This window comes from Streptomyces sp. TSRI0107 (assembly GCF_001905845.1).
In the GTDB taxonomy this organism is placed as follows: domain Bacteria; phylum Actinomycetota; class Actinomycetes; order Streptomycetales; family Streptomycetaceae; genus Streptomyces.
Window position 1 is genome coordinate 77,746 of sequence record NZ_LIVZ01000012.1, and the last position, 14,889, is coordinate 92,634.

General features: G+C 72.6%; 15 protein-coding genes. 9 read left to right on the forward strand and 6 right to left on the reverse strand.

The annotated features are described in order from the left end of the window. Window positions 1-48: 48 nt before the first annotated feature. The 5 genes from mgrA (at window position 49) to AMK31_RS29575 (ending at window position 5,779) form a co-directional block, all read left to right on the forward strand. Window positions 49-1,038 (forward strand): L-glyceraldehyde 3-phosphate reductase, encoded by a 990-nt coding sequence (mgrA, locus tag AMK31_RS29555; protein WP_073943747.1) that lies wholly within the window; start codon window positions 49-51, stop codon window positions 1,036-1,038. A gap of 324 nt (window positions 1,039-1,362) precedes the next feature. Beyond that, window positions 1,363-1,773: a hypothetical protein gene (locus tag AMK31_RS29560; protein WP_073943748.1), complete on the forward strand. Its 411-nt coding sequence runs from the start codon at window positions 1,363-1,365 to the stop codon at window positions 1,771-1,773. A 62-nt stretch (window positions 1,774-1,835) separates the two neighbouring features. Further along, window positions 1,836-4,178 carry an FHA domain-containing protein gene (locus tag AMK31_RS29565; RefSeq protein ID WP_073943749.1) on the forward strand — a complete coding sequence of 781 codons (2,343 nt, stop codon included), beginning with the start codon at window positions 1,836-1,838 and terminating at the stop codon, window positions 4,176-4,178. 9 nt (window positions 4,179-4,187) lie between these two features. Continuing rightward, the gene (locus tag AMK31_RS29570) at window positions 4,188-4,754 is read left to right on the forward strand and encodes a hypothetical protein (RefSeq protein ID WP_073943750.1); all 567 of its coding nucleotides are present in this window, start codon (window positions 4,188-4,190) and stop codon (window positions 4,752-4,754) included. Beyond that, window positions 4,754-5,779 carry a serine/threonine-protein kinase gene (locus AMK31_RS29575; protein WP_073943751.1) on the forward strand — a complete coding sequence of 342 codons (1,026 nt, stop codon included), beginning with the start codon at window positions 4,754-4,756 and terminating at the stop codon, window positions 5,777-5,779. The genes AMK31_RS29570 and AMK31_RS29575 overlap by 1 nt, the downstream gene beginning before the upstream one ends. A 34-nt stretch (window positions 5,780-5,813) precedes the next feature. On the opposite strand, the gene AMK31_RS29580 is transcribed toward AMK31_RS29575, so the two are convergent. Continuing rightward, a complete protein-coding gene (locus AMK31_RS29580; RefSeq protein WP_073943752.1) occupies window positions 5,814-7,085 on the reverse strand; it encodes a streptophobe family protein in 1,272 nt (423 codons plus the stop codon). A gap of 164 nt (window positions 7,086-7,249) precedes the next feature. Here AMK31_RS29580 and AMK31_RS29585 point away from each other — a divergent pair, with 164 nt between their 5' ends. Further along, window positions 7,250-8,476 carry a DUF6777 domain-containing protein gene (locus AMK31_RS29585; RefSeq protein ID WP_073943753.1) on the forward strand — a complete coding sequence of 409 codons (1,227 nt, stop codon included), beginning with the start codon at window positions 7,250-7,252 and terminating at the stop codon, window positions 8,474-8,476. A gap of 91 nt (window positions 8,477-8,567) precedes the next feature. Further along, complete coding sequence (locus AMK31_RS29590; protein ID WP_073943754.1) at window positions 8,568-9,023, forward strand: ATP-binding protein; 456 nt, start codon at window positions 8,568-8,570, stop codon at window positions 9,021-9,023. 62 nt (window positions 9,024-9,085) lie between these two features. Here AMK31_RS29590 and AMK31_RS29595 read toward each other — a convergent pair whose 3' ends face one another. Continuing rightward, window positions 9,086-9,979: an RNA polymerase sigma factor SigF gene (locus AMK31_RS29595; RefSeq protein ID WP_073943755.1), complete on the reverse strand. Its 894-nt coding sequence runs from the start codon at window positions 9,977-9,979 to the stop codon at window positions 9,086-9,088. A gap of 305 nt (window positions 9,980-10,284) precedes the next feature. On the opposite strand from AMK31_RS29595, the gene AMK31_RS29600 reads away from it, so the two are divergent. Beyond that, window positions 10,285-10,722 (forward strand): helix-turn-helix domain-containing protein, encoded by a 438-nt coding sequence (locus tag AMK31_RS29600; RefSeq protein ID WP_073943756.1) that lies wholly within the window; start codon window positions 10,285-10,287, stop codon window positions 10,720-10,722. 21 nt (window positions 10,723-10,743) lie between these two features. Here AMK31_RS29600 and AMK31_RS29605 read toward each other — a convergent pair whose 3' ends face one another. The 3 genes from AMK31_RS29605 to AMK31_RS29615 form a co-directional block, all read right to left on the reverse strand. Then, window positions 10,744-11,346, reverse strand: a complete 603-nt coding sequence (locus tag AMK31_RS29605) for a ClpP family protease (protein ID WP_073943757.1) — start codon at window positions 11,344-11,346, stop codon at window positions 10,744-10,746. Window positions 11,347-11,348: 2 nt separating this feature from the next. Further along, complete coding sequence (locus AMK31_RS29610) at window positions 11,349-11,987, reverse strand: ATP-dependent Clp protease proteolytic subunit (RefSeq protein ID WP_073943758.1); 639 nt, start codon at window positions 11,985-11,987, stop codon at window positions 11,349-11,351. A 110-nt stretch (window positions 11,988-12,097) separates the two neighbouring features. After that, window positions 12,098-13,300 carry an epoxide hydrolase family protein gene (locus tag AMK31_RS29615; protein WP_079186983.1) on the reverse strand — a complete coding sequence of 401 codons (1,203 nt, stop codon included), beginning with the start codon at window positions 13,298-13,300 and terminating at the stop codon, window positions 12,098-12,100. Between the two features lie 122 nt (window positions 13,301-13,422). Between AMK31_RS29615 and AMK31_RS29620 the strand changes: the two genes are divergently transcribed. After that, a complete protein-coding gene (locus AMK31_RS29620) occupies window positions 13,423-13,905 on the forward strand; it encodes a VOC family protein (RefSeq protein WP_073943759.1) in 483 nt (160 codons plus the stop codon). A gap of 4 nt (window positions 13,906-13,909) precedes the next feature. Here the strand turns inward: AMK31_RS29620 and AMK31_RS29625 are convergent, their stop codons facing one another. Further along, window positions 13,910-14,845, reverse strand: coding sequence for an SGNH/GDSL hydrolase family protein (locus tag AMK31_RS29625; RefSeq protein ID WP_073943760.1), 936 nt, complete (start codon window positions 14,843-14,845; stop codon window positions 13,910-13,912). Window positions 14,846-14,889 lie beyond the last annotated feature (44 nt).

Here is a 14,889-nt window from a genome sequence, read left to right on the forward strand (position 1 = left end):
TTCCGGTCCCGGAGCCGCCATCCGTGTGCCAACCCCTCTGGAGTCGCGTTGTACACCGCACACCCCGACCGCTACGCCGACATGCCCTACCGGCGCACCGGCCGCAGCGGCCTGAAGCTCCCCGCGCTGTCGCTCGGCCTGTGGCACAACTTCGGCCCCGACCGGCCGGTCGAGACCCAGCGCGCCATCCTGCGCCGCGCCTTCGACCTCGGTGTCACCCACTTCGACCTGGCCAACAACTACGGCCCGCCGCCCGGCGCCGCCGAGTCCGCGCTGGGCGAGGCACTGAGGGCGGACTTCGCGCCGTACCGCGACGAGCTGGTGATCTCCACCAAGGCCGGCTACCTGATGTGGCCCGGCCCGTACGGCGAGTGGGGCTCCCGGAAGTACCTGATGTCGTCGCTGGACCAGAGCCTGAAGCGGATGGGCCTGGACTACGTCGACATCTTCTACTCGCACCGGCCGGACCCGGAGACTCCGCTGGAGGAGACGATGGGGGCCCTGCACTCCGCCGTGCAGCAGGGCAAGGCGCTGTACGTCGGCGTCTCCAACTACTCCCCGGAGCAGACCCGGGAGGCCGCCCGGATCCTCGGCGAGCTGGGCACCCCGCTGCTGATCCACCAGCCGCGCTACTCGATGCTCGACCGGCGCCCCGAGGACGGCCTGCTGGACGCGCTGGACGAGCTGGCGGTGGGTTCCATCGCCTACTCCCCGCTGGAGCAGGGCGTGCTCACCGCCCGCTACCTCGACGGCATCCCGGAGGACTCGCGGGCCGCGAGCGACAGCCCGTTCCTGAACTCGGACGCGCTGACCGAGGAGCTGGTCGGCAAGCTGCGGGCGCTGGACGAGATTGCCAAGTCCCGTGGCCAGTCCCTCGCCCAGATGGCCCTCGCCTGGGTGCTGCGCGGCGGCCGGGTCACCTCCGCGCTGGTCGGCGCGAGCAGCCCGCGGCAGCTGGAGGACAGCGTCGCCGCAATCCGCAATCTCGACTTCGACGCGGAGGAGCTGGCCCGTATCGACGCGGTCGTCACGGCGTAAAGGATCTTTTCGATGCCCGGGGACGGCCGCCGTCTCCGGGCATCCGGCTTTTCGATCAATACGTGGGTGCGGAAATTAGCGCCCCTTTTCCGGCCAGACCCCGGCCGCACCCGAGAGGCCCCGCTGCCTGGTCCGGGCCTGTGTCCAGGCCCGCGGGCAATTCCACGTCCACCTTTTCCGCCGTGAAACTCGGCGGGCCGTCGTATTCCGGCCAATCGACGCGGCGGAATATGCCAGGAGACTGGCCGGAAAGCCATGGTGACAGTGGTTCAAGAGTGAAGATACTCGACGCCAGGGCCAGTTCACCGCGCGGGGGAGGAGAACGTGCACGACGAATTCCTGTGCCATGTCACCGCCTACGGCGCCTGCGACGGGCAGCGCATCGGAGTGCCGTTGGGCACCTACCGGGCGCCCACCCTGGCCCTCGCGCTGTGGTGGCTGCGGGACCGCGCCACCTGGATCGCCGAACGGCTCGACCCCCAGCCCGGCGGTGAGCTCTACCCGCCGAACGCGCTGATACCGGTGGGCGAGAGCGTGACCGACGTGCCCGCCGTGCTGCGCTCCTGGTGTGCCGACGCGGACCGGCAGGAGCTGATGGCCGACGAGTTGGCGGCCGGGCGGCTGGTGCGGATCGCCGTCCAGGACGACACCACCGAGTACGAGCTGCTGGCGGAGTCCGTCGACGCCCTGCGGATGCAGCGGACCATCCCGGCGCTGGTGATGCCGGTGGCCTGACCGGATACCGGGCAAAAGCGGACGATAAGCACACGAGTGGGCTAATCGGTAGAATCGCTGGCATGGCGGAGCGGCAGGCCGACTCCACGGCACCCGAACTCGTCCTGGAGACCGAGACGGGCGTCACGGTGATGATCCCGGCTCGGGACTACCACGTAGGCCGTGACCCCCTCAGCGACATCGTCCTCGACGACGACCGGGTCTCCTGGCACCACGCGGTGCTCCACGCCGACGCCGACCACTGGACGCTGCACGACGAACACAGCACCAACGGCACCTATGCCGACGGGCGCCGCGTGCACGACCGGAACGTCGGACCCGGCACCGTCATCCACTTCGGCAACCCCGACGACGGGCCCCGCGCCATCCTCACCGGCCTCACCGTCGCCGAGCCCGAACGCCCCTCGGGGGTCTCCCGGCCCGCCCTCACCGGCACCTTCCGGCACCCCACCTCCGTACGGCCGCTGCCCACCCGCACCTTCCGCATCGGCCGTGCCGCCGACAACGACCTGGTCGTCGACGACCTGATCGTCTCCCGGCACCACGCCGAGCTGCGCATCCACGCCGACGGCACGTACGAGATCGCCGACCTCGAGAGCCACAACGGCACCTACCTCAACGGCGTGCTGGTCGACGGGGCGGCCGACATCGGCCCCGGCGACATCGTGGGCATCGGCCACTCCGACTTCTGCCTCGTCGGCGACGAACTCCAGCAGTACGTCGACACCGGCGAGATCTCCCTCGACGTCCAGGAACTCACCGTCGCCGTCGACCGGGGCCGCAAGCTCCTCCTGGACCACGTGTCCTTCCCGGTGGGCGAGAAGTGCCTGCTCGCCGTGGTCGGCCCGAGCGGCGCCGGCAAGTCCACCCTGATGAACGCGCTCACCGGCCAGCGGCCCGCCGACCACGGCACCGTCCTCTACGACGGCCGCGACCTGTACCACGACTACGCCGAACTGCGGCAGCGCATCGGACTCGTCCCGCAGGACGACATCCTGCACACCCAGCTGACCGTCCGCGCCGCCCTGACCTACGCCGCCGAACTGCGCTTCCCGCAGGACACCGCCAAGGCCGAACGCCGGGCCCGGGTCGAGGAGGTGATCCGCGAACTCGGCCTCCAGGAGCGGGCCGGGCAGCCCGTGCACAGCCTGTCCGGCGGGCAGCGCAAACGGGTCAGCGTGGCGCTGGAGCTGCTCACCAGGCCCTCACTGCTCTTCCTCGACGAGCCGACCTCCGGCCTCGACCCCGGCATGGACCGCTCGGTGATGCACATGCTGCGCGGCCTCGCCGACGACGGCCGGACCGTCATCGTCGTCACCCACAGCGTGCTCAGCCTGGACGTCTGCGACCGCCTCCTCGTCCTCGCCCCCGGCGGCAGGGTCGCCTACTACGGCCCGCCCGGCGACGCGCTCGCCTTCTTCGGCTTCGAGCAGTGGCCGGAGGCCTTCGAGGCGTTCGAACAGGACCGCGACCGGGACTGGGCGGGGGAGTACCGCGACTCGCCCTTCCACCGGCGGTACGTCACCGAAGCCGGCACCCAGCCCCAGCTGCCCCGCCAGAGCCCCGTCATCATGGGCCCGCCACCCAGGCCCCGCGGCTGGGCTGCCCAGCTCGGCACCCTCATCCGCCGCTACACCGCCGCGCTCGCCGCCGACCGCACCTTCCTCGCCATCATGATCGCGCTGCCGTTCGTGATGGGCGCGATGGCACGGGCCCTCGCGGGCGGCGAGCTGACCCGTAAGTCCGCCATGAACACCCTGCTCATCCTGTGCGTCGGCGCGGTCCTCACGGGCGCCGCGAACGCGGTGCGCGAACTCGTCAAGGAGCGGGTGATCTACCAGCGGGAGCGCGCAGTGGGCCTGTCCAGATCGGCGTACCTGATGTCCAAGGTGGTCGTGCTCGGCACGGTCACCGTGCTCCAGGCGGTGGTGCTGACGCTGGTCGCGCTGGTCGGCGTGGACCTCAACGTGCCCGGCGGCGACGGCGTGCTCATGCCACCCCTGATCGAGATCACCATCGCCGTCGCGCTGCTCGCCTTCAGCGCGATGATGCTCGGCCTGCTGGTCTCCGCGCTCGTCCGCAAGGAGGAGGTGACCATGCCGCTGCTGGTGCTGCTCGCCATCGTCCAGGTCGTCTTCTGCGGCGCCATGCTCCACGTCGACGGCGTGCTCGTGCTGGAGCAGCTGGCCTGGCTGGTGCCGTCCCGCTGGGGGTTCGCCGCGATGGCCGGCACCCTCGACCTCGGGCGGCTCTCGCCCGGCGATCTGAGCAGCGACCCGCTCTTCGCCCACACGGCGGACGTGTGGCTGCGCAACATGGGCATGCTGCTCGTCCTGTCGCTCATCTTCGGCTGGGTGGTGTCCCGTCTGCTGCGGCGCCGCGAACCCGCCGTGATGCGGAAGTAGGCGCCGACGATGACCGCCCCCGGCTTCCGGCCCACACACGTGGTCCCCGGGCACGGCATGGCCGCCTGGGAGACCCCCGACTTCGACCGGCCCACCGTGCCCCTCGACCCGCTGCTGCCGGTCCAGCTCACCGAGCGGCGCGGCGACTGGGGCCGGATCCGGTGCGCCAACGGCTGGTCCGCCTGGGTCGACGGCCGCCGGCTGGTCGCCGTACCGCAGGACCCGCCCACCGAGCAGCGCCGGCTCAGCCCCGGCGCCGACCCCCGCCCGCTGCTGGCCCGCGCCGAACAGGCCGTCGCCCGCTACCGGGCCGCCGTCGACGAACTGACGGCCGGCGACCTGGACGCCGAGTCGTTCCGGGACCGCACCCGCGGCCTGCGGATCGGCGTGGTCGTCGACGGCGAGTCGATGTGGCTGTACGACGGCGAGCGGGAGCGCTGGGCGTACTGCGACGGCACCCACCTGGACACCTACGCGGTGGACGAGGGCCCGCAGGCCCGGCAGTCCCCGCGGTCCTCGGAGGACGACCCGGGGTACGTCCGCACCCGCCTGGTCACCCGCGACGGTGAACGGTGATGGCGCGCGACACCACCGCGTTCTCCGGACGCCCCGCCGAGCTGATCGGCCGGCAGGTCGCGGGATACCGCATCGAGCGCGAGATCGGCCGCGGCGGCATGGCCGTCGTCTACCGGGCGCGGGACCTGCGGCTGGACCGCACCGTCGCGCTGAAGCTGCTCGCCCCCGAACTCGCCCGCAACGACACCTTCCGCAAACGCTTCACCCACGAGTCCCGGGTGGCCGCCGCGATCGACCACCCGCACATCGTGCCGATCTTCGAGGCGGGCGAGACGGACGGCGTGCTGTACATCGCCATGCGCTACGTCGAGGGCAGCGATCTGCGGCACCTGCTCGACCGGGAGGGCCCGCTGCCGTCGCCGACCGCCGCCCGCATCGCCGTCCAGGTGGCCTCCGCGCTGGACGCCGCCCACGAGCACGGGCTGGTCCACCGGGACGTCAAACCCGGCAACATCCTGATCGCCCGCGGCACCGACAGCGAGCACCCGGAGCACGCCTACCTCACCGACTTCGGCCTCACCAAGAAGTCGCTGTCGCTGACCGGCTTCACCACGGTCGGCCAGTTCGTCGGCACCCTCGACTACGTCGCCCCCGAGCAGATCTCCGGACGCCCCGTCGACGGCCGCTGCGACGTCTACGGCTTCGCCTGCGTCGCCTACGAGACCCTGGCGGGCCGCCCGCCGTTCCTGCGCGACGACGACATGGCCCTGCTCTGGGCCCACCAGCACGACGAACCGCCCCCGCTCACCGAGTCCCGCCCCGACCTCCCGTCCAGCGTCGACACCGTGTTCGCCCGCGCCCTCGCCAAGAGCCCCGACGACCGGTACGACTCCTGCCTCTCCTTCGTCGCCGCCTTGCGCGGCGCGCTCAGCGGCCGCCCCGAGGCCAGGCGCCCGGCCACCGCCGTGGAAGCACGGCCCGCACCGGACTCCGCACCCGAGGCCGCCCAGCCGGGCCGCAGGCCCAAGCTGCCGCCCGCCTGGGCCGACCCGGTGTTCGGACACCGCGACCGGACGCCGGGTTAGACGTCGTTGACCGGACGCCCAGGGCACAGCCGGGCTAGACGTCGTCCGGGACCTCGCCGTGCCGGTGCACCCGGCGGGCGAGGAGCGCGCCGAGGAAACCGGTGACCAGCCCCCACAGCAGGGCGAGTCCCAGCGCGCCCCACAGGCGCGGATGCAGGAACAGCTCACCGGAGAGCTCGCCGCCCAGGTCGCCGATGCCCAGCACCGACAGGCCGAAGGCGGCGTCGATCCGGCAGACCAGGCAGATCATGAGAACGGTGAGGGCGAGCGCGACCGCCATGTGCAGCGCGTGCTGCCAGGCGCGCACCCGCGCGGGGGAGCGGGCCGCCATCACGAACGCGGCCGCGATCAGCAGCACCGCGTCCACCACCACCAGCCACCACACCCGGCCGTCGTGTTCGGACAGCGTGCCCAGGTTGACGGTGCTGACGTCCGCGGAGCGCATCACCTGGTCCAGCACGTTCGGCATCGGCAGCCCGAACGGCCCCTCCACATGGCCGTCCCAGGTGGCGCCCAGTCCGATGGTGAGCGCCAGCCACGTCAGGTTCGGCACCCCCAGCAGGATCACCGCCAGCGTCTCCGCCGCGTGCCCCCGCGTCACCGCGACGACCAGGCCGATCAAGATGCCCAGCACCACGTACGCCAGCAGCAGCACGACCATCGCGTACGCCGCCGGACGCACCGACTGCTGGAACCGCAGCAGCCGCCCCGGCAGCGGCGCCCCGCGCGACACCAGCAGCGCCAGCACCAGCACCCCGGCCAGCCACAGCAACCCGAACACCAGGGTCACCGGCACATCGGTGGTGAAGCCCACCTTCGGTTCGATGCCGAACAGCTCGCCGATGTCGCTGATCGCGCCCTCGCCGAGGGAGATGGTGAAGGTGTGCCGGGCCGCGAGGGCCAGCCCGAGCAGGGCCAGCAGCCACAGCACGGCGATCCGCGCCGCCCAGCCCAGCAGTTCCCCGGCCCCGGCGACGGCCCGGTGCCGCAGCGGCCACAGGAAGCCGGCGGCGAACACCAGCGCGCCGACGAGCGTCACGGACAGCGGAATCACCGTCAGGCCGCCCTCGACACCCGCCAGTTCACCGGCGCTCCCGGACAACTCGACACTGCCGCCGACGGCGGTCACCACCGTCGCCGCGACCACCTTGGGATAGGCGCCGTCGGGCACGTCGGTGGCCCCGGCCGCCCACAGGCCCAGCGCTGCGACGACGGCCATGGCGAGCGCCCCGGCGAGGGTCACGGCCAGCGCCCGAACCCACCCGCGGAGGGCGACGGCCTGGCCGACGGAGATACGCAGGCTCACATGGCCACGCTAATCAGCACACGGCGCCCTCGCCCGCCGGGAGAGCCGTCCGCGTCGGCTTGCGGGCCGTGGCGCACCGGAGCACACAATGGTCACAAGGGGCACGAAAAGCGGCCGAACGCAAGACTCCGGGCCGCCGGCACTCCACGACGGGAGCACAGCTCGTGAGCGTCGAACCGCCGAACTCCGGTCGCCCCACCGGGCCGCCGTCCGGCCCCCTGTCCGGCCGCGCACAGCCACCCTCCGGTCCGCCGCCCCCGCCCCCGCCCCCACCTCCGGGCCGGGGCCCGGCGCCGGACCACGAACCCCGCGAACCCGGCCGGCCCTGGTGGAAGTCCGTACCGCGGGTCGCGACGATCGCCGTGGTCGTGGCCGCGCTCGCCACCGTCGGCGTCCTGCTCACCCGCGGCGACAGCGGCACCGGCGGCAGCCGCGAGGTCTTCCTCCAGGCCGCGAACAGCCGGGGCCCCGACCCCTTCACCGACTCGACGGCACAGGGGACCAGCACCTCGCCGGCCACCCCGACGACGCCGCCGACCACCGCGCTCACCCCGTCGGAGACCGTGACCGCCGGTGAGAACAGGGTGCGGGGCTACAACGGCGGCACGCCCGGCGTCTACGGCGGCACCCGCGACGTGGCCGCCTGCGACGTCGAGCTGCAGATCACCTACCTGCGGGAGAACCCGGACCGGAACCGGGCGTTCGCCGCCGCGTTGAAGCTGGACCCGGACGACGTCCCCGCCTATCTCCGCGGCCTCACACCGGTGCTGCTGCGCATGGACACCCGCGTCACCAACCACGGCTACCGCGACGGCGAGGCCGACCCGTACCAGGCGATCCTCCAGTCCGGCACGGCGGTCCTCGTCAACGACCGCGGGCTGCCGCGCGTGCGCTGCGCCTGCGGCAACCCGCTGACCAACCCGCTCCAGCAGCACACCGGCTACGAGCGGATCGGCGACTCCTGGCCGTCGTTCGACCCCGCGAAGGTCATCGTGATCCTGCCCGCCGCCGAGCCCGTGAAGACCTTCGTGCTCCGCGACATCGAGAACGGCGGCTGGGTCGCCCGCGCCCGCGGCGACGACGGCGACCGGGACGTACCGACCAAGCCGCCGAAAATCCCGCCCACGCCGACGGACATCTCCCCGCGGCCGCCGTCGCCGGACACCGGCTCGCCCACGGGTGAGAAGCCGTCGTCCGAGAGCTCGCCGCGTCCGGACTCGTCGCCGACCCCGCCACCGCCCAGCCCGCCCACGTCCCCCGACACCTCCACGTCCGAACCTCCGCAGTCCCCTCCGGCCTCCACCTCCGTGCCGGACGTCCCGGACTCGATCACCCAGTCGACGCCGCCGACGAGCCTGCCGGTACCGGGCACCTCCGTCCCCTCGGTGTGACGCCCACTGCACCGGGGACTGTGCCGCGCGACTCGGGGTACGAGGACTGGTGCAGCAGTATCCGGCCAGGCCGGCGTGGGAGAGAGACAGCATGATCGAGCACCGGGACGGCACGGTCGTACCAACGAGTATCGACGTGCCCGTGGAACCGCTTCGGCGGACGGCGCACTACACCGGTGAACCCGGATGCATCGCGGAGGCGCGGGAGTTCGCCGCGCAGTTCGTGAACCAGCTCAGGACCGAGTGGTGCGCGGCGATCGGCGCGCGCGCCGAGGAGGCCCTGCTGCTGGTGGTCAGCGAACTGGTCACCAACGCGGACCGGCACAGCGAGGGGCCCTACATCCTCGACCTCTCGGGCACCGACGGGTCCGTGACGGTCTCCGTCTACGACAGCAGCGACGCCCTGCCCCGGCGCTTCCCCCGGGACCCGGAACGCATCGGCAGACACGGCCTGGAGATCGTCCACGCGCTGGCCGACCGCGTCGCCGTCGAGCGGGTGCCGGTCGGCAAGCGGGTGTGGGCGGTCGTCGCGCTGGCGGACGGGTGAATCGCGCTACACCTACGGGTGAGCCGGCCCCGCGAGCGGGGCCGGGTCCCGGCGTCAAGCCTTCACACGCGGTCCAGTTCGCCGAGCATGCCTTCCCGCAGCCGTACGATGATCCGCTTCAGCAGCCGCGACACATGCATCTGCGAGCAGCCGAGCTGTTCACCGATCTCGGCCTGGGTGGCCTCCTCCACGAACCGCATGTGCAGGATCCGCCGGTCGCGCTCGTCCAGCTCGGCCATGAGCGGCGCCAGCGACTGGAAGTCCTCGACGAGCCGCAGCCCGTGCTCCTCGACGCCGATGAAGTCGGCCAGCACCGCCTCGCCGTCCTCGGGGCCGTCCCCGGTGAGGGCGGCGTCCAGCGACGAGGAGTTGTAGCCGTTGGCGGCGATCTGGCCCTCGATGACCTGGTCCTCGGAGATGTTCATCAGCGTGGCCAGCTCCGCCACCGTCGGCTCGCGGTCCAGCCGGCTGGCCAGTTCCTCGCGCGCCTTGGCCAGCTCCACCCGCAGTTCCTGGAGCCGGCGCGGGACGTGCACCGCCCAGGTGGTGTCCCGGAAGAACCGCTTGATCTCACCCACGATGTACGGCAGCGCGAACGAGGTGAACTCGACCTCGCGGGACAGGTCGAACCGGTCGATCGCCTTGATCAGGCCGATCATCCCGGTCTGGACGATGTCCTCCATGTCGTCCCCGCGGCCCCGGAACCGGCCGGCCGCGAAGCGCACCAGCGAGATGTTCATCTCGATGAGCGTGTTGCGCGCGTACTGGTACTCGTGCGTGCCCTCCTCCAGCTCCGCCAGCCGGCGGAAGAACTGGCGGGACAACTCACGGGCGTCCCGAGGAGCCACGGACCGCGGGTCCACTACCGCCGGCTCCGGCTCGGACGTCGTCCCGGCGCGCGCGCTCTCCTCGACGAGCGGTGCGTCAGACCCGGTCACGGCGGTGGCGGTGTCCATTGCCTCTCCCACGGAAGTCATGGTGCGACGAATGCCTCTTTCGGGTGTCGTGCTGGCGTTGAGTTGTCCTGGCGTCACGGAGACGCATCGGTGCGGGTACCCGGCAAGTGGCGGAGCATGCACTCCATGTGCCGGAGCGGCGAGAAACGATCGGTGCGGGCCTCCTCCCGGAGGCACCTTCCCATGGCGCCGCGTCCGCCGCACGCGGACGGCACGCGGCGGTTCCCCCGGGCGTTTCGTCCGATTCCACCGAGGGCGGAACGCCGGACCCTTCCCGTCCCGGTCCCCGCTCCTAGGCTGAGGAGGTGACCAACCAAGCGCCGAACGAAGCCCGTGTCATCCCTCTCCGCCCCCGCACCGCCCGCCCCGCGCGGCCGGCAGCCGGCACCGCGTCACCCGCGCCCGCCCGGCCCGCGCCGCCGCGCGAGCCGGCCGCCAAGGAGCCGCTGTGGCGGGACCTCGTCGGTGACGTCCTGCGGCGGGAACGCCTCGCGCAGGAGCGGACGCTGAAGGACGTCGCCGACGCGGCCCGGATCTCCATGCCGTATCTCTCGGAGGTGGAACGGGGCCGCAAGGAGGCCTCCTCGGAGGTCCTGGCGGCCGCCGCCCACGCCCTGGGACTCGGCCTCGGCGACCTGCTGGGACTGGCCCAGCGGGAGCTGGTCCGGGTCACGTCCCGGCACTCCACGACCGGGCGCCGGCCCGCGGGCTCGTCGTACGACGGGCTCTGCCTGGCCGCCTGAGACCGGTGCACGGCCGGCGTCTCAGACCGTCACGAGGCGCCGGCTCAGCACCTCGTCGGCCAGCCCGTACGCCACCGCCTCCCGCGCGGTGAACACCTTGTCCCGGTCCATGTCCGCGCGCAGTGTGGCGATGTCGTGGCCGGTGTGGCGGGCCAGCACCTCCTCCACCTGTGACCGGATCCGGACCATCTCCTTGGCCTGGAGGGCGAGATCGGAGACCGTGCCCTGCCGCCCGCCGCTGGCGGGCTGCCCGAGCAGCACCCGCGCGTGGTCCAGCACGAACCGCCGCCCGGCGTCCCCGCCGGCCAGCAGCACGGCCGCCGTGGACGCCGCCTGGCCGACGCAGAACGTGGAGATCGGCGCCCGTACGAAGGTCATGGTGTCGTAGATCGCCATCAGCGAGGTGTACGAGCCGCCGGGCGAGTTGATGTACACCGAGATCTCGTTCTCCGGTGCCGCCGACTCCAGATGGAGGAGTTGCGCGATGACGACGTTGGCGACGCCGTCGTCGATCTCGGTGCCGAGAAAGATGATCCGCTCCGACAGCAGCCGGCTGAACACGTCGTACGACCGCTCGCCCTGCGGGGTCCGCTCGACCACGTGCGGAATCGTGTAACTCCCCATGACTACAGCCCCGTCCGTCGCCGCGTCGCCGCCGGGAGGACGTCCGTGAAGGACTCCACGACCCGGTCGACCATGCCGTACTCCCGGGCCTCCTCGGCCGTGAACCAGCGGTCGCGGTCGCCGTCCCGGGAGATGGTCTCCGGGCTCTGCCCGGTGTGCTCGGCGGTGATCCGCTCGATGGTCCGCTTGGTGAACTCCAGGTTGTCCGCCTGGATCTCGATGTCCGCGGTGGTGCCGCCGATGCCCGCGGACGGCTGGTGCATCATGATCCGCGCGTTCGGCAGCGCGTACCGCTTGCCGGGCGCGCCGACGCTCAGCAGGAACTGCCCCATGCTGGCCGCGAACCCCATCGTGAGCGTGGACACGTCGTTGGGGATGAGCCGCATCGTGTCGTAGATGGCGAGGCCCGCGTGCACCGAGCCGCCGGGGCTGTTGACGAACAGGCTGATGTCGGTCCGCGGGTCCTCCGCGGACAGGATCAGCAGCTGGCTGCACACCCGGTTCGCGGACACCTCGTCGACCTGGGTGCCCAGCAGCACGATCCGCTGCCCGAGCAGCTGCGCGGCGAGGTGGTCGTCGAACCGCGTCCGAGGGGTGTCGCTCTCCTCGGCCCGCGGGGTGAGCACGGTGAGTTGAGTCATCGGTTCTCCTTGTCGTCGTACGGAACGCCGTCGACTCCACCCTTGCCCCCGGACGCGGGCCGCCGGTGATTTCTCTGCCCGCGGCAGATTCGCCGTGGGCAGAGCGGCGCTCAGCCCGTCTCGCGCAGCTGCCGGAAGAACGCCCGTACGTCCGCCACCAGCAGGTCCGGCTCCTCCATCGCGGCGAAGTGCCCGCCCCGGTCGAACTCCGTCCAGCGCACGATGTTCTCGGTGCGGTCGGCCTTGTGCCGCAGCGGGAGCTGGAGTTCGGCCGGGAAGAGGGCGACCGCGGTCGGCGCCGTGGACGGCTCGGCGGGGGCGGCGGCGCGGCCGGTGGCGTGCGCCCGCTCGTAGTAGACGCGGGCCGACGAACCGGCCGTCCCCGTCAGCCAGTACAGCATCACGTTGGTCAGCAGCCGGTCCCGGTCCACGGCCTCCTCCGGCAGCTCCTCGGAGTCCGTCCACTCCCGGAACTTCTCCGTGATCCAGGCGAGTTGACCGACGGGCGAGTCGGTCAGCGCGTACGCCAGGGTCTGCGGCCGGGTCGCCTGGAGCACGGCGTACCCGGTGCCCTCGCGCGACCACGCGTCCCACCGGCGCCAGGAGGTCAGCGTGCGCTCCCGCTCCTCGGGGCCGAGCGCCGCCAGCTCCTCCTCGGTCGGCTCGGTGACCGCCTGCGCGCCGGGCAGCAGGTTCAGATGGACGCCGACGACCCGGTCGGGACGGGCGCGGCCCAGCTCGCGGGAGATCGCCGCGCCCCAGTCGCCGCCCTGCGCGCCGAACCGCTCGTAGCCGAGCCGGCGCATCAGCTCGGCCCAGGCGTCGGCGACCCGCCCGGCCTCCCAGCCGGGTTCCGTCGTCGGCCCGGACAGCCCGAAGCCGGGGATGCTCGGCAGCACCACGTGGAACGCGTCGGCCGGGTCCCCGCCGTGCGCCGCCGGATCGGTCAGCGGGCCGACCACGTCGAGGAACTCGACGATCGAGCCGGGCCAGCCGTGCGTGAGGATCAGCGGGGTCGCGTCCGGCTCGGGGGAACGGATGTGCGCGAAATGGACGTTCGCCCCGTCGATCGTGGTCGTGAACTGCGGCCACTCGTTGAGCCGCGCCTCGGCGGCCCGCCAGTCGTACTCGTGCCGCCAGTACCGGACCAGCTCCCGCAGATAGTCCGCCGGCACGCCGTACGCCCAGCCCACCCCGGGCAGCTGGTCCGGCCAGCGGGTGCGGTCGAGGCGGTCGTGGAGGTCGGCGAGGTCGCCGTCCGGGACGGCGAGACGGAAGGGGCGCGGGGCATCGGCAGGCGAGGACGTGATCATGCCCGGGATGCTAGACGCGTGCGGTGGCACGGCCGTACGGATTTCGTCCCGGCCGGACCGATGAGTTTCCCGGCGGACGCCGGTCGACACTCCTGACCGCGTTCCCTACCCAGGAGGTGCCCATGACCACCGACGGATTCACCACGTGTCTCTGGTTCGACGGCCAGGCCGAGGAAGCCGCCCATTTCTACGTCTCGGTCTTCAAGAACTCCGGCGTCGGCGAGGTCACCCGGTACCCGGAGGGCGGCTTCCGCCCCGCCGGGACCGTGCTGACCGTCGAGTTCACCGCCAACGGCCAGAAGTTCGTCGCGCTCAACGGCGGACCCGAGTTCAAGTTCAACGAGGCGATCTCCTTCCAGATCCTCTGCGCCGACCAGGAGGAGGTCGACCACTACTGGACCAAGCTGACCGAGGACGGCGGCGAGCCCGGCCCGTGCGGCTGGCTCAAGGACAGGTACGGCGTGTCCTGGCAGGTCGTCCCGGAGCGGCTCACCGCGATGATCGGCGACCCGGACCCCGAGAAGGCGGCCCGCGTCACCAAGACGATGATGGCGATGGGCAAGCTCGACATCGCCGCCCTGGACCGGGCGTACGCGGGCGAGTGACGCCTCAGCCGCCGCCCCGGGCCGCCGCGCCGACCACCCTGGTGATCTCCCGGGCGATGCGCAGCACACCCGGGGAGCGGACCGGGCACGGCTTCGGGGTGGACGTCGTCGGGGCGAGACAGAAGTGCAGGTGGTCGTCGTCCCGGTGCAGGGCGGTCCGGTCGCGGCCCGGCTCGGTGCAGTAGCCGGAGTGCGCCCGCTCCCAGGCGGTGCACGGCAGGAACCGGGCCCAGGTGTAGCGGCCGGAGGCGGGGCTCACCGCCCGGCCCGCGTCGGCCACCGGCTCGCCCGAGGCGGCCGCCAGCTCCTCGTAGACGGCGTTCACCTTCCGCACCCGCTCCGGGGTGATCGGATCCGGGCCCTGGAGCACCCACACGATCGCCGGCGGCGACTGGCCCCCGGCGCCCGTGATCTGCCCCGCCAGCCGCCGGGCGTCGGCGGTGTACCGCTCCAGATAGCGCTGCGGGGCGGCGCCGTAGGTGATCCCGTCCATGCACGGCGTGTAACCCCAGGCGTTCCCCCAGAACTGCAGCACCACGACGTCCGGCCGCACCGACCGGACCAGCGCCGCCGCCTTGTCGGCGTCCGGCACCAGGGACCGCTCGCCGGTGCCCTCCAGGTAGTCGCACAGGGTGGTGCCCGAGTACGGGGCGCTGGTGTAGTCGGCCCGCAGGTCCCGGCGCAGCTCCCGGCCGAGGACCCGCTGGTTCTCCATCGCCAGGGAGTCGCCGAGATACAGCACGACCGGTGGCCGCGCGGGGGCGGCGGGCGCCTGCTGCCGGGTGGGGGCCGACGCCTCGGGGGTGACGGACGTCCCGGGCGCGACCGGTGCCGCCGGCGGTCGCGGCGGGTCCCCGGTCGGGTCCCCGGTCGGGTCGCCGCACCCGCCGAGCAGCATCGCACCGGCCAGCGTCCACCCCGCCACCCACCGTCCGCGCATCAGGCCGCTCCCGCCCCGCCACCGACAGAGCTCACCAGGCAAGC

What these genes read in the sequence shown, in the direction of transcription:
- AMK31_RS29565 (WP_073943749.1), top strand. Translation starts at nt 1,836, where the DNA reads ATGGCGGAGCGGCAGGCCGACTCCACGGCACCCGAACTCGTCCTGGAG.
- AMK31_RS29570 (WP_073943750.1), top strand. Translation starts at nt 4,188, where the DNA reads ATGACCGCCCCCGGCTTCCGGCCCACACACGTGGTCCCCGGGCACGGC.
- AMK31_RS29575 (WP_073943751.1), top strand. Translation starts at nt 4,754, where the DNA reads ATGGCGCGCGACACCACCGCGTTCTCCGGACGCCCCGCCGAGCTGATC.
- AMK31_RS29590 (WP_073943754.1), top strand. Translation starts at nt 8,568, where the DNA reads ATGATCGAGCACCGGGACGGCACGGTCGTACCAACGAGTATCGACGTG.
- AMK31_RS29595 (WP_073943755.1), bottom strand. Translation starts at nt 9,979, where the DNA reads ATGGACACCGCCACCGCCGTGACCGGGTCTGACGCACCGCTCGTCGAG.
- AMK31_RS29605 (WP_073943757.1), bottom strand. Translation starts at nt 11,346, where the DNA reads ATGGGGAGTTACACGATTCCGCACGTGGTCGAGCGGACCCCGCAGGGC.
- AMK31_RS29610 (WP_073943758.1), bottom strand. Translation starts at nt 11,987, where the DNA reads ATGACTCAACTCACCGTGCTCACCCCGCGGGCCGAGGAGAGCGACACC.
- AMK31_RS29615 (WP_079186983.1), bottom strand. Translation starts at nt 13,300, where the DNA reads ATGATCACGTCCTCGCCTGCCGATGCCCCGCGCCCCTTCCGTCTCGCC.
- AMK31_RS29620 (WP_073943759.1), top strand. Translation starts at nt 13,423, where the DNA reads ATGACCACCGACGGATTCACCACGTGTCTCTGGTTCGACGGCCAGGCC.
- AMK31_RS29625 (WP_073943760.1), bottom strand. Translation starts at nt 14,845, where the DNA reads ATGCGCGGACGGTGGGTGGCGGGGTGGACGCTGGCCGGTGCGATGCTG.